This is a genomic window from Novosphingobium sp. 11B (assembly GCF_054589055.1).
This window is the reverse complement of sequence record NZ_BAAILP010000195.1, coordinates 2,859-19,200: the sequence shown is the minus strand read 5'-3', so window position 1 is coordinate 19,200 and position 16,342 is coordinate 2,859. Positions and strand designations below refer to the sequence as shown.

The window sequence follows — 16,342 nt, the reverse complement described above, 5'->3', positions numbered from 1 at the left end:
CCGGATTCGCTTTGCACCAGAATCAACGATTATGGCAAGTAAAATCATAGACGATTTGATATATAAATCGTTGACGATTTTTGTGTTGAATTGTTGCGCGAGAATGATAGCCAGATTGCGAACCTCAATGAAGGCGGACCATGGCGATTCTCGTTCCCAGGCGTACCATCCTCGCCGGCATGATTGGCGGCGCGGCGACGGCTCTCTCCGGATGCGCGCGCCGCAGCGACCGGATCGGTATCGGCCTGATCACTGCGCTCACCGCCCAGTCGGCCAAGTCCGGCCAAGCGATCTCGCGAGGGCTGAGCATTGCCATCGACGAGATCAATACAGGCGGCGGCTTGCTTGGCCGCAAGCTCAAACTCATCCGCCGCGACGACGAGAGCAATCCCGGCAAGGGCGTAATCGCCGCGCGCGAATTGCTGTACAAGGAAGGCGTGGCGGTTCTGTTCGGTGGGCTGGATACGCCAGTGGCCCGCGCGATCGTGCCGATCGCCACCGCCGCGCGCGTGCCCTTCGTAGTGCCTTGGGCGGCGGGAACGGTGATCACGCATAACGGCACCGATCCCAATTACGTGTTCCGCGTCTCGGCCGTGGACGAACTGGTCGACAAGGCGATGGTCGCTTTCGCACAGCGCAATTACGGCATGCGCAAGCCGGGCCTGATCCTGCTGAACAATCCATGGGGACAGTCCAACGAAAAAGGCTTGAAAGCCGCCCTCGCCGCCGCTGCGCTGCCTTTGGCGGGCTCGGAGAAGTTCGAGCATTCGGACGTCGACGTCACGCCGCAACTGGGCCGGTTGCGCGCTGCCGGAGCGGATTGCCTGCTGATGGTGGCGACGGTCGGTCCGTCGGCGCAGGTCGTGAAGTCGCTGGACCAGATGGGCTGGGACGTGCCGATCGTCTCTCATTGGGGACCTGCAGGGGGACGCTTTTCCGAGTTGGCAGGCCCTCACGCGAACAAGGTGAAATTCGTGCAGACCTATAGCTTTTTCGGCCCGGACACCCCGGTGAAGACCCGCGTTCTTGCCGCTCTCAAAGCGAAGTACCCGGACATCAGGGGGCCGCAGGACGTGACCCCCGCCGTCGGTGTCGCCAATGCCTATGATGCCATGCATCTGGCCGCTCTGGCCATCCGCACCGCAGGATCGCTGGACGGCGAAGCGGTGCGGCGCGGCTTCACCCGGATCGGGCGCTATGAGGGCTTGATCAAGACCTATGACGCACCGTTCGCACATGGTCAGGACGCCCTGGACGAGCGCGATTACGTCTGGGCCGAATTCGATCAGGGCCGCATCGTGCCGCTGCCGTCGAAGGCTGCCTGAGGACATGGACATCCTGCCCGCCCTCCTCACCGGCCTTGCGCTCGGTTCGATCTACGGACTGATCGCCCTGGGTTTCCACATCACCGCGTCGGTCTGCGGTGCCGTCAATTTCGCGCAAGGCTCCAGCGCGATGCTGGGCGCGGTGCTGCTCTGGATGATGACTGAGGCCGGATGGCCGGTGCCCATCGCGGTGGGCGTGACGATCCTTGCCTGCGGCATCTACGGACTGGTCGTGGAGCGCGCGGCGATCCGTCCGTTCCTGGGCCGCAAGTCCGACGCCTGGTTGATGGCGACGGTGGCGCTCGGCCTCGTCTGCGACAACGGGATGATGCTGGTGTTCGGCGCGGAGCCGCGATCGCTCGTCTCGCCGCTGGCGCAGACTTCGTTGCGGGTTGGCGGCATGGATCTCGGCATCTATCCGTTGCATCTGCTGATCCCGGTGGTGATGCTGGCGCTGGCGGCGGGCATAGACCTGTTCCGCCGCCGCACCCTGCACGGCACCGCCATGCTGGCCGTGGCCCAGAACCGCGATGCCGCCGCGATAATGGGCATTCCCGTAGGCCGGGTGATCGCCGCCGCCTTTGCGCTTTCCTCTGCCCTTGCGGGCATCGCCGGCATGCTGGTGGCGCCGCTCACCCATGTCGAAAGCGGCATGGGCGTGGTGCTGGGCCTCAAGGCTTTCGCCGTCGCCATTCTGGGCGGGCTCGGCAGCGCCTGGGGCATCGTTGCCGCCGCCCTGCTATTCGGGTTGGTGGAGGCGCTCGTCACGCTCGGGGTCGGCTCGGGCTATACCCAGATCGTGACCTTCATGCTGGTCATCATCGTCCTTGCCGTGCGCCCCGACGGGCTGCTTGGCCGAGCAAAGGTGCGCAAGGTATGACCGCTCTCTCCGTTAATCCCGCCCTCCATCGGAAAGCGGCGCTCTCGCTCTGGGGCCTGTGCCTGCTGGGCGGCGTGGCCGGGGCATTGCTGCTCAACGGCTACTACGCCTTCGTCATCGGCCAGATCGCGCTTCTGGCCATTGCCGGTATCGGGCTGAACGTGCTGATCGGCCTGAGCGGCCAGTTCAGTTTCGGCCACGCCGCTTTCTACGCGATCGGCGCTTATGCCGTGGCGATCTGCACGTCGCACGGTTGGTTGCCGTTCTGGCTGGCCTGGCCGCTCGGCGTCGTGATCGCGATCGGCGTGGGCGGCCTGCTGGCTCTGCCTGCACTGCGCGTCAAAGGTCCATATCTGGCCATGGTGACCATCGCCTTCGGTCTGGTGGTCGAACAGACGCTGGTGGAAGCCGAAAGCCTGACCGGCGGCCAGAGCGGCATCCTGCAGATACCGCCCCTCTCGCTGGCGGGGATCGTGCTGGGCGACCGGGCGATGGCGATCGCGGCGATCATCGTCGCAGCGCTGGTGATGACGGCCTATCATGTGCTGTCCGCCAACGGCTGGGGACAGGCCATGCGCGCCGTGCGGGATTCGGAGAATGCCGCTGCGTCCATCGGCATATCCCCCACGCGCACGCGCATCGTCGCCTTCATGGTGTCTGCCGGGTGCTGCGCGCTGGCGGGCGGCCTTTCCGCACCGCTCAACAGTTTCGTGACGCCGCAGTCCTTCGGCCTCAACTTCTCGATCCTGCTGGTGCTGACGGTGGTGATCGGCGGCACCGGATCGCGCCCCGGACCGGTGCTGGGCGCGATCGTCATAGGCCTGCTGCCCGAACTGCTCTCTTCCTTCGAAGCGTACCGCGTCCTTGCCTACGCCGCGCTGGTGCTGATCGTGCTATGGCTGGCCCCCGGCGGCATCGCCGGGATGCTGCGCCTGCCAGCGACCACGACCGGCGACCGCGCCGACGAGGCCGCCACCATCGCCGCTCTGCTGCCTGCTCGCCCGCGCGCCGCCCTTTCGGCACAGGGGCTGGGGATCAGTTTCGGCGGCGTGCGGGCGATCACCGACCTCGATATCGCCATGCCTGCAGCGACCGTGACGGCGCTGATAGGCCCCAACGGCGCTGGAAAATCGACCGTCATCAACATCCTGAGCGGATTTTACCGCTCGGACACCGGCGAACGCAGGATTGCAGACACTTTGCTCGCGCCCGGCAGACCCTGGCTGTCCGCAAGGGCGGGCGTTGCCCGCACTTACCAGACCTCGGCCCTGTTCGACAGCATGAGCGTGGAAGACAACGTCCTGCTCGCCATGCGTAAGGGCCGCCTTGGCGCGCTGCACGGCAAGGCGCTCGACCGAACCGGCACGGATGTGCGGCATGCGCGCGCCCTGCTGCTGGCCTGCGGCTTCGAGGGCGCGCCATCGACGCCTGCAGGTGCACTGGCGCATGTCGACCGGCGCCTGGTGGAGATCGCCCGCGCGCTGGCGACCGACCCCCACACGCTGCTCCTCGACGAACCCGCCGCCGGGCTCTCGCAAGCGGAAAAGCGCGTGCTGGGCGATCTGCTGCGCCAGATCGCCGCAGCCGGGATCGGCGTCGGGCTGGTCGAGCACGACATGGCGCTGGTGATGAGCGTGTCGGATCAGGTTGCCGTGCTGCGCACCGGCGCATTGATCGCACAAGGCACACCGGCCGAGATCCAGGCCGACCCTCTCGTGCGCGAAGCCTATCTGGGCGAAAGACGGATCGGCGGACAGGCCCCGGCCGTTCCCAAAGGCGGAGAGCCCTGCCTTGGCGCCTACGCGATCCACGCGGGTTATGGCGCAGTCGATGTGCTGCACGGCATCGACATCGAAGTCCGCCCCGGCGAAGCCGTCGCCCTGCTGGGCGCGAACGGCGCGGGCAAATCCACGCTGATGCGCATCCTTTCCGGACTGATGGCGCCGCGTTCGGGCCATCTCCGGCTCGAAGGCACGCAGATCGGTGCGCAGGACAGCCGCGCCCGCGTACGCCAGGGGCTGGTACTGGTTCCGGAAGGACGGCAGGTTTTCCCTGAACTGTCGGTCCACGACAACCTGCGGCTCGGCGGCTATACCCGCCGTGAGAATGCGGCGGCACGCATGTCGGCGATACTGGAGCGCTTTCCCCGCCTTGCCACCATGCTGGACCGGCAGGCCGGGCTGCTGTCGGGCGGAGAACAGCAAATGCTGGCCATCGGCCGCGCCCTGATGGCCCAGCCGCGCCTGCTCCTGCTCGACGAACCTTCGCTGGGGCTGTCGCCGCAGATGACGTCGGACTTGTTCGAACAGCTTCGGCAGCTTCGCGACGAAGGCATGGCGATAATGATCGTCGATCAGATGGCCGATCTGGCGCTCAACCTGTCCAGCCGCGCCTATGTGCTGCGCGGCGGCCATGTCGCAGCGGCGGGAGCATCGGCGCAGATCGCCGCGGACGACAGCCTCGATAACCTGTACTTCGGCGGCTGAACCGAGCTCCGGACGGACACGCCTGGCTCCATGGTGACCGACCTGCCAGCTCGGCGGCAAATGCATCCGGAAAATAGAAGCTGCCCACGCAGATCAAAAGGTCGCGACGACCGGGACACCGATCGCCGCGACCGCTGCCGTTTGACAGGGGGTTAGCATTGCTGACCCGTCGGCAGCACCCCCAATCTGGGTCGCCGACGCGATCGTACCAATCCGGATTAAACGGATATGACGACTCACCATCGGCCGACTTGCAAAGGATTTGATTGGAACATATAAGGAACATATGTCTCGTTCCTCCATCATGGACCGTCTCGAAATTCTTGCCGATGCCGCCAAGTATGATGCCTCCTGCGCGTCGTCCGGTACCGCGAAAAGAAACAGTCGTGACGGACGCGGGCTGGGCTCGACGGAGGGCATGGGCATTTGCCATGCCTATGCCCCGGACGGGCGGTGCATTTCGCTGCTGAAGTTGCTGCTGACGAACCACTGCATCTTCGATTGCCATTACTGCATCAACCGCAAGAGCTCGAACGTGCGCCGCGCGCGTTTCACGCCGCAGGAAGTGGTAGATCTCACGCTTTCGTTTTATCGCCGCAACTATATCGAGGGGCTGTTTCTCTCCTCCGGGATCGTGAAGTCTTCCAGCCATACGATGGAACAATTGATAGAGGTCGCACGTATCCTGCGGGAAGAGCACGATTTTCGTGGATACATCCATTTAAAGACAATTCCGGAGGCGGACCCCGAACTGGTGGCTCAGGCCGGGCTGTGGGCGGACCGGGTCTCGATCAACGTCGAACTGCCTACCGAAGCGGGATTGTCTCGCCTTGCGCCGGACAAGAACGCGGCCACCATAGAAGGTGCCATGGGCAGGCTTTCGGGCGCGATAACCGAGGCGCATGATGCTCGAAAGCGTTTTCGCAAGGCGCCCATATTTGCCCCCGCCGGGCAATCGACTCAGATGATCGTCGGCGCGGACGGCGCCAGCGATGCCCAGATCGTGGGAAAGGCCAGTACGCTCTACGACCGCTTTGCCCTCAAGCGCGTGTACTATTCCGCCTTCAGTCCGATCCCCGAGGGCAGCGCCGTATTGCCTCTGAGGCGCCCGCCGCTGATGCGGGAGCATCGGCTCTATCAGTCCGACTGGTTGATGCGCTTTTACGGTTTCGCGCCGCAGGACGTGCAACAGGCGACCGAGGATGACGGCATGCTGCCGCTCGACATCGACCCCAAGCTCGCCTGGGCGCTCAAGTTCCGGGACCGGTTCCCGGTCGATCTGAACCGCGCCCCGCGTGAAGCGATGTTGCGGGTGCCGGGGCTTGGCGTGAAGGCGGTCGATGCGATCCTCGCCGCGCGGCGGCATCGATCGATCCGGCTGGAGGATCTCGCGCGGCTCAGCATCTCGGTGAAGAAGCTGCGGCCTTTCATCGTCACCGACGACTGGCGCCCCACCCTGCTCCTCGACCGCGCGGACCTGCGAGCGCGCCTTGCTCCACCGGCGCAGCAGATGGAATTGTTCGCATGATCGCCGCGGCCATCGGGCAGCCCGACGACTTCGAGGCCTGGCGCGACGAGGCCCGGCGGCTGGTCGCGCGCGGCATAGCGCCCGAGGCGACGGCCTGGGGCGATGCGGACGGTTCGGCGGATCTTTTCGCCGCACCGTCGTCGCCCCAGTCTACGGAACCCTTGCGTCAGGTGCGGGCGAGCCGGGCTTTTCTCGACCTTGCCGGAAGCGTCGTCCTGCACTGCGACGCCGCGCGGCTGGGGCTGCTCTATCGCGTGCTCTGGCGGCTGCAGGACCGGCCTCGCCTGCTCGAGGATGCCGCCGATCGCGACGTCGCAGCGCTGGAGCGCATGGCGAAGCAGGTCCGGCGGGACATTCACAAGATGCGCGCTTTCGTCCGTTTCCGCAGCGTGGCCGACGAAGACGGGATCGAACGCTTCGTCGCCTGGTTCGAGCCCGAACACCGGATCGAGCGCGCCAACGCCGACTTCTTCGTCAACCGCTTCGCCAGCCAGCGCTGGTCGATCCTGACGCCCCGCCTTTCCCTGCACTGGGACGGGGAAGTATTGCTGGAAGGCCCGCCCGCATCGCGTGCGGACGCGCCGGCTGAAGACGCGACCGAGGACCTGTGGCTCGGCTACTATCGCTCGATCTTCAATCCGGCGCGGCTCAAGGTCGGCATGATGCTCAAGGAGATGCCGCGCCGGTACTGGAAGAACCTGCCCGAAGCTCGCCAGATTCCCGATCTCATCGCGGGGGCGCACAAGCGCGAGGCTGCGATGATCGCCAGCGGTGCCGATCTTTTCGAGCAGGAAGCCGCGCCCTTCAGCCTGCAGGCCATCGCCGAAGGTATCGTACAATGCCGCCGCTGTCCGATCGGGTGCAACGGCACGCGCGCCGTCATGGGCGAAGGGCCGCAGACCGCCGACCTCATGATCGTCGGCGAACAGCCCGGCGATACCGAGGAGCGCGAAAATCGCCCCTTCATCGGGCCAGCCGGGCAATTGCTCGACCGCGCGCTCGGCGAGGCAGGCGTGGACCGGACGGCGGCTTACGTCACCAACGCGGTCAAGCACTTCAAGTTCGCCCCGCGCGGCAAGCGGCGATTGCACCAGGCCCCTACGGCGGGCGAGATAGATATGTGCCGCTGGTGGCTCGACAACGAACGCGCGCTGGTAAAGCCGAAAGTCGTGCTGGCCCTTGGCGCGAGCAGCGCGCGCGGCTTGCTGGGGCGCACCCCGGCGATCGGACGCGAACGTGGCCGGGCACTTTACCTGCCCGACGGCACACGTGTCTGGCTCACCGCGCACCCCAGTTACCTGCTTCGTCTCGACGGTGAGAGCCGGGAGCGCGAACAGGGGCGCTTCGCTGAAGATCTTGCCGGTCTCGCGCAGTTGCTTGCGGCGAGTGGAGTCGGCTGAGTGCAACTCCGAAGGCCTCCGCGCGTTCAACAGGACGGCAAACATTGAAGGGGAATGGTCATGGCCAGCGAATGCACTGCCTACCGCGATACCAAGGGCGGACTCCACAGCAGCCCTGAGCGCGCGACGCTCGAAGACCTTGCCGGCGTATTGGGCCGGGTCGGGGACGAAGGCGGGATGACTTCGGGTGTGGCCCGCATGATCTTCGACAAGCGCAGCGAAATCGAACGGATCTTCGCCGAACATGACCACATGCTGGAAGCAGCTCCCCCGGCAGCGATCGAGCCGGGGCATCATATTCGCGCAGTGAACTGAAATTCTCTCGACCTGATCTTTCCTCGTCCCGGCACCGCGGTCGATGTCGGGACGACGGTACTTCCCCGAAGGCGTGCGAACGTCTATCAGGCTGCCCGACCAAGAGTAGCCCCAGACTTCGCGCCCCTTCTTCGTGACCGCAGAAACTTCCCCCACAGCCGGCCTTGAAGCGGCTTTTCTCGAACATCGGGAGAAGCTGCTGCGTTTTATGCGCGCGCGCGGCGCGGGGGATGCGGCTGAGGACCTCGTTCAGGAGGTCTGGCTCAAGATTGGCGCCAGCCGTCCCGGTCCGGTTGCATCACCGCTGTCCTATCTGTTCCGCACCGCCGACCTGCTGATGATCGACCGTTTCCGTTCGACCCGGCAGGCGGACGCGCGCGCTCGCGACTGGACCGAGGTGAATGCGGGCGATCCGCCGGGCGTTTCCGCCGAGCCTTCCGCCGAACGCCGCCTCGCCGCCGCGCAGGAAGCCGCCAGCGTTCTTGCCCTGCTTGACGGCCTGGGCGCGCGGGTGGCGACGATCTTCCGCCGCCACCGCATAGAAGGCACGCCGCAGAAAGTCGTGGCGAGCGAAATGGGCCTGAGCCTCAGCACCGTCGAAAGCGACCTGCGCGTCGCCTACCGGGCGCTCGCGGAATGGAAGGAACGCTCGAAATGAAGCCTGCGATGAGGCTGCAGCCGATCGGCTCCGTCATCGCCGGTGAAGGAGCGCCCGATGGCGAACGACATGGCGAATAAAGATGTGATCCGGGACGAAGCGCTCGGCTGGGCTGTGCGAGCCGGTGACCCCGCGTTCACCGACTGGGAAGCGTTCACCCTCTGGCTGGAGGGCGATCCGGCGCACGCGCGCGCCTATGACGACATCGCGGCCTCGGTGGCCGATGCAGCCGAACTCGTCGCCGCCTCCGCTCCGGCCAACGACGACGCCTCCTCCGCCGAACCGCCGCGCCGCCGCCGTCCCTGGCTGGCAAGCGCGATCGCCGCAAGCCTCGCGGTCGTGGCCGGGTTCTGGGCCTTCCAGAGCCAGCAGCGCGATCTCTACACCATCGAGACGACACTGGGCGAGACCCGACGGGTCACGCTCGACGCCGATACCCGCATCGAACTCGCGGGCGGCACCGCCGTCGAGTTCGACCGCAAGGACAAGCGTTATGCCCGGCTCGAACACGGGCAGGCGCTATTCACCGTGCGCCACGATGCCGCGCACCCCTTCGAGGTCGCCGTGGGCGAAGAACGGCTGGTCGATATCGGCACCGTCTTCGACGTGCGCCGCGATGCACAGGGGCTGAGTGTCGCGGTCTCCGAAGGCGCCGTGCAGTTCGATCCGGATGGCGCCGACGTGCGCGTATCGCCCGGCGAAGTCCTGCGCCGCCCGGCTGGGACGAGCGAATACACACTTGCCCGCCTTCCCGCCGAGCAAGTCGGCGAATGGCGCGAGGGTCGGTTGACCTTCGAAGGTGCCACGCTGGATGACGTCGCCGCGCAGCTCAAGCGAGCCACCGGCATCGAGTATGTCGCGGCATCCGGCGGGTCGGGCGCGGTTTCCGGCTCGATCCTGGTGGCGCCGCTGCGCAAGGATCCGGGCTCCATCGGGCCGCTGCTGGGACTGTCGGTACGGTCCGAAAACGGACGCTGGGTGATCGGCTCGCACTGAGGCGATGCGCGGTGCCATCTGTATCGTGGCGGCCGCAATGGCCATGCCCGCTACCGCCGTCGCCCAGGAGATGGCGGTCGATACGCGCGCCGGATCGGCAGGTCAGGTCGCGATCGATCTGGCCCGCCAGACCCGCTCCAGCATCGTCGTGTCCGATCCCTCAGTGGCATCCCGCATGGTCCCCGCGATGCGCGGACGGATGGGTGCGGCCGAGGCGGTGCGCCTGCTCGCGCGCAAGGCGGGCGGCCGGGCCATCGCCGTCGCGCCCGGCGCCTGGCGCATCGAGGCAAGCGCCGCGGCAAGAACACCCGTCCGGGGCTTTTCCCCTCCCCCCGCGGCAGCGCCGCTTGCCGTCGAGACCGAAGCGGCCGATCCTATCGTGGTGGTGGCCTCCAAGCGCGACCTCACCCTCGGACAACTGCCCGGACAGGTGACCATCCTCGACGGGGAATCGCTGGAGGCAGGGGGTATCGGCGGCACCGAGAAGATCACCCAGCGCGTCGCCACCGTCACATCCACGCACCTTGGCAGCGGGCGCAACAAGCTGTTCATCCGGGGCATCGCCGATTCCAGTTTCACCGGGCCGACGCAGGCGACGGTGGGGCAGTACCTCGGCGACCTCAGGCTCAGCTACAATGCGCCGGACCCGGACCTGCGCCTCTCCGACATGGCGCGGGTGGAAGTGCTGGAGGGGCCGCAGGGCACGCTCTACGGCGCCGGATCACTGGGCGGCATCATCCGCCTCGTGCCCAATGCCCCGGTTGTCGGCGAGACCGAAGGCGCGATTTCGGTCGGCGGATCGCTGACCCAGAGCGGCGCGCCTGGCGGCGATGCGGCGGCGATGGTCAACCTGCCGCTCGGCAACTCGGTGGCCCTGCGCGCCAACTTCGACGCGGCGACGCTGGGCGGCTACATCGACAAGCCGCTGCTCGGCCGCAAGGACGTCAACCGTACGCGCATCCTCGGCGGCCGCGCCGGGCTTCGCGCGGAGGTCGCGCCGGACTGGACGGTCGATCTGATCGGCCTCGGCCAGTCCACGGATGCGCGCGACAGCCAGTATGCGGGACGCAATGCCCGCCCGCCGCTGACCAGTGGTGCGCAAGTGCGCGAGGGTTCGGACGCCGACTACCTGATGGGCCAGTTGGTGATCTCCGGCCGCATCGGCGAGGTGCGCGTGCGCTCGACCACCGGCGCGGTGCGCCAGCATCTGGAAGAGCGCTACGACGCCACGATCGATCCGGACGCGCCGCGCCTGTTCTCGCAAGGGAACCGCACGCGCATGATCGCGCACGAGACGCGGATCTGGCAGCCCGAGACGCATGGCTTCGGGTGGCTGGTCGGCGCCAGCTATACCCACAACCGCACGGTGCTCACGCGCAGTTTCGAGAACTTCGTGACGACCACCGCCGCCACCGGCGTGCGCAACACCATCGACGAGTTCACGCTCTACGCCGAAGCCAGCCTGCGCATCCGTCCCGGTCTTACCGCCACCGCAGGCGGGCGCCTGACCCATTCGCGGCTCGGCGGATCGGGCGAGGATATCCTGCCAGCGGTGTCGTTCGCGATGGCGCAGGCCCGTGCACAGGTCACGGCGGACCGGACGACCACCACAGTGCTGCCCTCGCTGGCGCTCAACGCCGAAGTGATGGAGGCCACTAACCTCTACATGCGCTATCAGGAGGGCTTCCGTCCCGGCGGCTTCGCGATCGAGAGCGACTTCGTGCGCCGCTTCCAGAGCGACCGGACGCGCACGTTCGAATTCGGGGTGAAGCACGGCCAGCCCGGCGTCAGCCCCTTCGATCTTTCCGCCAGCGTCTCCTACACCCGCTGGCAGGACATCCAGGCCGACTTCATCGACAACTCGGGCCTGCCGAGTACAGCCAATATCGGCGACGGCCGCGTGTGGTCGGCCAGCGTGACGGGCGGCGTCGAGCTGTTGCAAGGCCTGAGGCTCGAGGCCGGCGCGACGTGGAACCAGAGCAAGGTCGATCAGCCGCCCGTAGAACTGCTCGGGCTTGTCGCGCGGTCGATGGCGGCCAGCAACTTGTCTCCGACCAGCCTGCTCGACGCGACGCTTGCCCGGTCGATGCAGGTGCCGAACATCGCGCAGTTCTCCGGCCGGATGAGCCTCGGCTGGAACCGCGAGATCGGCGAGAACCTGCGGCTGACCGCCAATGGCTGGGCCAGCTATGTCGGCAAGTCGCGCCTCGGCATCGGCCCGGAACTGGGTGATCCGCAGGGGGATTACCTTGACAGTGGTGCTGACCTGCGGGTTGGGACCGAGCGTTACGGTGTGACGCTGACGCTCAGCAACATCACGAATTCGCGCGGTAATCGCTTCTCACTCGGGACGCCGTTCGGGACCGGGCGAGACCAGACGACGCCGCTGCGGCCGCGTACGGTTCGGGTCGGGCTGGACGCGCGGTTTTAGGAAAGAAGGAAGGCCAACCCCCCGGCCCCTCCCGCAAGCGGGAGGGGGGAAAGACGGGTTCACCCTCCCGCTTGCGGGAGGGTCGGAAGGCTTGGCGATTTATCGCCTAGCCGGACGGAGTGGGCGAGAGCGCAGCGCCTCGATCTCCATGCGGATCACGGTAAGCACCCCGTCAAGCTGACCGAACACCGCTTCGTTGGAAAAGCGCAGCACCCGATAGCCCTGCTCCGCCATCCACCGATCCCGCGCAGCATCATAATTCAAGCGAAAACCGTGAGAGTACCCATCAAGCTCCACAACAAGCGATAACTCACGACACAGAAAGTCGGCGAAGTATGGCCCCACCGGCATCTGCCTGCTGAATTTTGCCCCCAGCGCCGAGCGGGAAATATATCGCCACAACCGCCGCTCCGCTGGCGTCGCTTCTCTGCGTAGCAAACGCGCCCTGCCCGTATCCCGAAGTCCAACCCCCGCCATCCGCCGAATTTCGCGCCGAAACCCAACGGCACGAAATGAAATGTCGGCAAGCCGGAACTTTTTTCCAAGGCTGCCTCCCGGCGCCTCCGTCTCAAGGGTCAGACTACAGACCTAAAAGGGACGAAGATGCCTTCCCAGCTTACCGCCAGGACCCTGCTTGCCACCACCGCCGTGCTCGCCTTCGCGACCGCCGCGCATGCCGAGGACATCAAGACCAAGCTCACCGCCCCCATCCGCACCTCGACCATCAAGAGCGGCGCGGCGGATGCCATCAACATCACCGCCGAAGGCTCGGTCGTCCTGACCTCTGGCACCGCAGTCACGCAGGACAGCAACCACGCGGTCACCAACGCGGGCAACATCACCATCACCAATGCCGACGGCGCAGTCGGCATCAATTCGGTCGCAGGCGCCAGCGGTGACATCACCAACACCGGCACGATCACCGTCGATGAAACCTACACGCCGACCGACACCGACAAGGACGGCGACCTCGACGGTCCCTTCGCGCTGGGATCGAACCGCGTCGGCATCCGCACCCAGGGCGACCACACCGGCAAGCTCACCCAGAACGGCAAGATCGTTGTCGAGGGCAACGATTCGGCGGGTATCCAGCTTGGCGGCAAGCTGACCGGCACCTTCACACATGATGGCTCCACCACCATCGTCGGCGACCGCACCATCGGCGTTTCGGCGCAGGGTATCGACGGCAACGTGCGCCTTGCGGGCACCGTCTCGGCGCAGGGCAAGGACGCGATCGGCGCGCGCTTCGCAGGCGACGTCAACGGCGCGATGGTCGTGCAGGGCACGGTAGCCGCCACCGGCTATCGCTACACCACCCCGCCCGCAGATCCGTCGAAGCTCGACGCCGACGACCTGCTGCAGGGCGGCTCGGCGCTGATCGTCGAGGGCAACGTGACCGGCGGGATCATCCTCGCCGCCGCGCCTAAGGCCGACCCCGCGAAGCCGGACTCCGATGGCGACGGCATCGACGACAGCAAGGAAGGCACCGCCAAGGTCGTCTCCTACGGCAGCGCCGCCGCCATGCAGGTGGGCGCGACCGATCACGCCGTCACCATCGGCCCTGTCGCCAATACCGGCAGCAAATTCGGGCTGATCATCGAAGGGTCGGTCGAGGGCCAGGGCCTCTACTCCGGCGTGGCCGCCAACGGCCTCGTCATCGGCGGACGCGGCGGCGCGGTGACGATTGCCAACGGCATCGGCGTCTCCGGCTCGGTCGTCGCCAATGCCAACGGTGCCAGCGCCACGGCCCTTCGCATCGGCGCCGGCGCGACGACGCCGCTGCTGCAGAACACCGGCAACATCGCCGCAGCATCGGGCAATGCCGACAATGCGCTGGCGACTGCCGTGCGCGTCGACGCGGGCGGCAACCTGCCGACCATCCGCAACAGCGGCACGATCAAGGCGGTCGCGGGCGAAAAGGGCTCGGCCACGGCCATCGTCGACGCCAGCGGCACCCTGAACCTGATCGAGAACGCAGGCACCATCTCGGCCACCGGCGCCAAGGACGGCGCGCGCAACATCGCCATCGACTTGCGCGCCGGGACCGGCGACGTCACCGTCAAACAGACGCAGGTGGCGTCCGGCGTGACCGCGCCCGCCATCGTCGGCGACGTGTGGTTCGCGGGCGGCAACGACACGCTCGACCTTGCCGACGGCACTCTCACCGGCAACGTCGCCTTCGGTGCGGGCAACAATACGCTGAACCTCTCGGGCGACGCGGTGCAGACTGGCAACGTGACCTTCGGCGCGGGCACCGACACCGTCTCGCTGGCGGGCACCAGCGGTTTCAACGGCGCGATGGACTTCGGCGGCGGCGCGGACGTGCTGAACATTTCGGGCACGGCGTACTTCTCCGGCTCCTTCACCAATTCCTCGCAGCTGGCGGTCAAGGTGTCGGGCGGTCTGCTCGACGTCAGGAAGCCCGCAACGATGGCCTCGCTCGATGTGGGCAGCACCGGCATGGTCCTCGTCACGCTCGACAAGACCGCAGGCGCCGGTTCGTCCTACACCGTATCGGGTAACGCCACCTTCGCGGAAGGCTCCAAGCTGGCTATCCGCCTGGCCGACGTCTCGACCGCCGAGGGCTCCTACCAGGTCCTGACCGCAGGCAGCCTGACCGGCCGCGACAAGCTGGCCACCAACACCGACCTCGTTCCCTTCATGTTCAAGGCGGAACTGGACAAGGACGCGGCGGCCAACACCATCGTTGTCGACGTCTCGCGCCGCACGGTCAGCGAACTCGGCCTCAACCGCTCGGGCGCGGCCGCCTATGACGCGGTGTTCAAGCAGCTGGCCAAGGACGACAAGATCGAGCAGGTCTTCCTCGGCCTGACCAACGGCGATGCCTTCCGCTCGGCCGTGGGCCAGATGCTGCCCGACCACGCGGGCGGCGGTTTCGAGGGCATCAGCCTGGGCACCCGCGCCCTCGCCCGCCAGATGCAGGACCCGCAGGGACCGATCACCGCGAGCGGCCGCTTCTCCACCACGCTCAACATGGCGATCTGGGGCAGCGACCGGAAGGCCGGCAACACCGCCGCCTACAAGCTGAATGGCTATGCATGGTCGGCGACCGCCGAGTACCGCACCGGCCTCGGCAAGTTCGGCGGCACCGTCGCCTACCTCAACAACAACCACAAGAACGGCGCACTGACCGACGTGAACTCGGACGCATTCGAACTGGCGGCGCACTGGCGCGCCAAGTTCGGCCCGGTCAGCGCCTTTGCACGCGGCTCGGTCGGCACGGCCAAGTTCGACGGCGAGCGCAACTTCTACGGCGCCATCGGTTCGGAAACCGTGCGTCGCACCATGGACGCCAAGTGGGACGGCAAGTTCGTCACTTTCGCGGGCGGCGCGGCGATCGAGGGCGGCTCGCAGTTCTTCTTCTTCCGTCCGGGCGTCACCGTCGACTACGTGCGCCTGAAGGAAGACGGCTACTCCGAGACCGGCGGCGAGAAGCTGAACCTCACCGTCGCCTCGCGCACCAGCGACGAACTGGCGGTGAACCCGAGCATGACCGTGGGCATCGACTTCCTCGGCATGAAGGCACGGGACGAGAACTGGTTCCGCATGGAAACCGAGGGCGGCTGGCGCGAGATCGTCAATGGCGGCATCGGCTCGACCACCGCGCACTTCGAGGGCGGGGACAACTTCACGCTGGAAGGCGACGGCGCGACGAGCGGCTGGTTCGCGCGCCTGCGTGCGATCGGCGGCTCATCGGGCTTCACGATGGGCGGCGAACTCTCGGCCGAGGATCGCCACGGCCGGGTCGATCTCGCGCTGCGCGGCTCCGTGACCATTGGCTGGTAAGGACAGGACGATGCGTGGACCACTCCTCTGCGGCATCGTACTGGGCGCCGGGCTGCTGTTAAGCTGCGCCCCCCGCGTGCGGCCCGGCGCCGCCTCCCCCGCTCCGGCGGGGGAGGAATTGCGCATATCGCGCGGTCCGTGCTTCGGGTTTTGCCCGGTGTACAAGGTGGCCGTGACGCCCGCCGGACGCGTTGACTTCACCGGCGAGCGGCATACCGCCGTGCTGGGCCAGCGCGCCCATTCGGTCGGCCGCGCGACGTACGAGGACGTGCGCCGCGCCCTCGCGCCGATGCGTCCGCAGACCGGCGAGGAGCGTGCCCACGCCTGTACCGAGGCCGCCACCGACATGTCGAGCGTGACCGTCGAGTGGATGGGCGCGGACGGCCGCCGCACCGCCCTCACGTACAACATGGGCTGCCGTTCGCCGGAAGGGTCTGCGATGGCACGTACGGTGGAACAACAACTCGGCCGCCTCGGCGTCGAGGAATGGGCAGCTCAGAAGACCTGGCCGGGCGA

Annotated in this window: 12 protein-coding genes; 11 read left to right on the top strand and 1 reads right to left on the bottom strand. The window is 67.0% G+C overall.

Annotated elements, in window-relative coordinates; genetic code table 11:
* The first annotated feature begins 140 nt into the window (after positions 1 to 140).
* The 9 genes from ACYPYD_RS17685 to ACYPYD_RS17645 all read left to right on the top strand — a co-directional run bounded on the left by ACYPYD_RS17685 (position 141) and on the right by ACYPYD_RS17645 (position 12,019).
* On the top strand, positions 141 to 1,325 hold the full coding sequence (locus tag ACYPYD_RS17685) for an ABC transporter substrate-binding protein (protein ID WP_459664513.1): 1,185 nt from the start codon (positions 141 to 143) through the stop codon (positions 1,323 to 1,325).
* Positions 1,326 to 1,329: 4 nt separating this feature from the next.
* Positions 1,330 to 2,205, top strand: a complete 876-nt coding sequence (locus ACYPYD_RS17680) for a branched-chain amino acid ABC transporter permease (protein ID WP_008830479.1) — start codon at positions 1,330 to 1,332, stop codon at positions 2,203 to 2,205.
* Entirely contained in the window at positions 2,202 to 4,691 is a 2,490-nt protein-coding gene (locus ACYPYD_RS17675; protein ID WP_459664511.1) for an ATP-binding cassette domain-containing protein, read from the top strand. Before ACYPYD_RS17680 ends, ACYPYD_RS17675 begins: the two co-directional genes overlap by 4 nt.
* 286 nt (positions 4,692 to 4,977) lie before the next feature.
* Positions 4,978 to 6,219: a putative DNA modification/repair radical SAM protein gene (locus tag ACYPYD_RS17670; RefSeq protein ID WP_459664509.1), complete on the top strand. Its 1,242-nt coding sequence runs from the start codon at positions 4,978 to 4,980 to the stop codon at positions 6,217 to 6,219.
* Complete coding sequence (locus tag ACYPYD_RS17665; RefSeq protein WP_008830482.1) at positions 6,216 to 7,619, top strand: UdgX family uracil-DNA binding protein; 1,404 nt, start codon at positions 6,216 to 6,218, stop codon at positions 7,617 to 7,619. The genes ACYPYD_RS17670 and ACYPYD_RS17665 overlap by 4 nt, the downstream gene beginning before the upstream one ends.
* A 54-nt stretch (positions 7,620 to 7,673) precedes the next feature.
* Complete coding sequence (locus tag ACYPYD_RS17660; protein ID WP_008830483.1) at positions 7,674 to 7,934, top strand: RNA-binding protein; 261 nt, start codon at positions 7,674 to 7,676, stop codon at positions 7,932 to 7,934.
* A 133-nt stretch (positions 7,935 to 8,067) separates the two neighbouring features.
* Positions 8,068 to 8,592: an RNA polymerase sigma factor gene (locus tag ACYPYD_RS17655; RefSeq protein WP_036524282.1), complete on the top strand. Its 525-nt coding sequence runs from the start codon at positions 8,068 to 8,070 to the stop codon at positions 8,590 to 8,592.
* Between the two features lie 69 nt (positions 8,593 to 8,661).
* Entirely contained in the window at positions 8,662 to 9,588 is a 927-nt protein-coding gene (locus ACYPYD_RS17650) for a FecR family protein (protein WP_459664508.1), read from the top strand.
* A 4-nt stretch (positions 9,589 to 9,592) separates the two neighbouring features.
* Positions 9,593 to 12,019, top strand: a complete 2,427-nt coding sequence (locus tag ACYPYD_RS17645; protein ID WP_459664506.1) for a TonB-dependent receptor — start codon at positions 9,593 to 9,595, stop codon at positions 12,017 to 12,019.
* A gap of 99 nt (positions 12,020 to 12,118) precedes the next feature.
* Here the strand turns inward: ACYPYD_RS17645 and ACYPYD_RS17640 are convergent, their stop codons facing one another.
* Entirely contained in the window at positions 12,119 to 12,496 is a 378-nt protein-coding gene (locus ACYPYD_RS17640) for an endonuclease domain-containing protein (RefSeq protein WP_459664504.1), read from the bottom strand.
* A gap of 126 nt (positions 12,497 to 12,622) precedes the next feature.
* Between ACYPYD_RS17640 and ACYPYD_RS17635 the strand changes: the two genes are divergently transcribed.
* Together ACYPYD_RS17635 and ACYPYD_RS17630 are read left to right on the top strand one after the other, a co-directional pair.
* Positions 12,623 to 15,826 carry an autotransporter outer membrane beta-barrel domain-containing protein gene (locus ACYPYD_RS17635; protein WP_459664502.1) on the top strand — a complete coding sequence of 1,068 codons (3,204 nt, stop codon included), beginning with the start codon at positions 12,623 to 12,625 and terminating at the stop codon, positions 15,824 to 15,826.
* A gap of 10 nt (positions 15,827 to 15,836) precedes the next feature.
* Positions 15,837 to 16,342 (top strand): DUF6438 domain-containing protein (locus tag ACYPYD_RS17630; protein WP_459664500.1); only part of this gene is annotated, 506 nt, incomplete at its 3' end.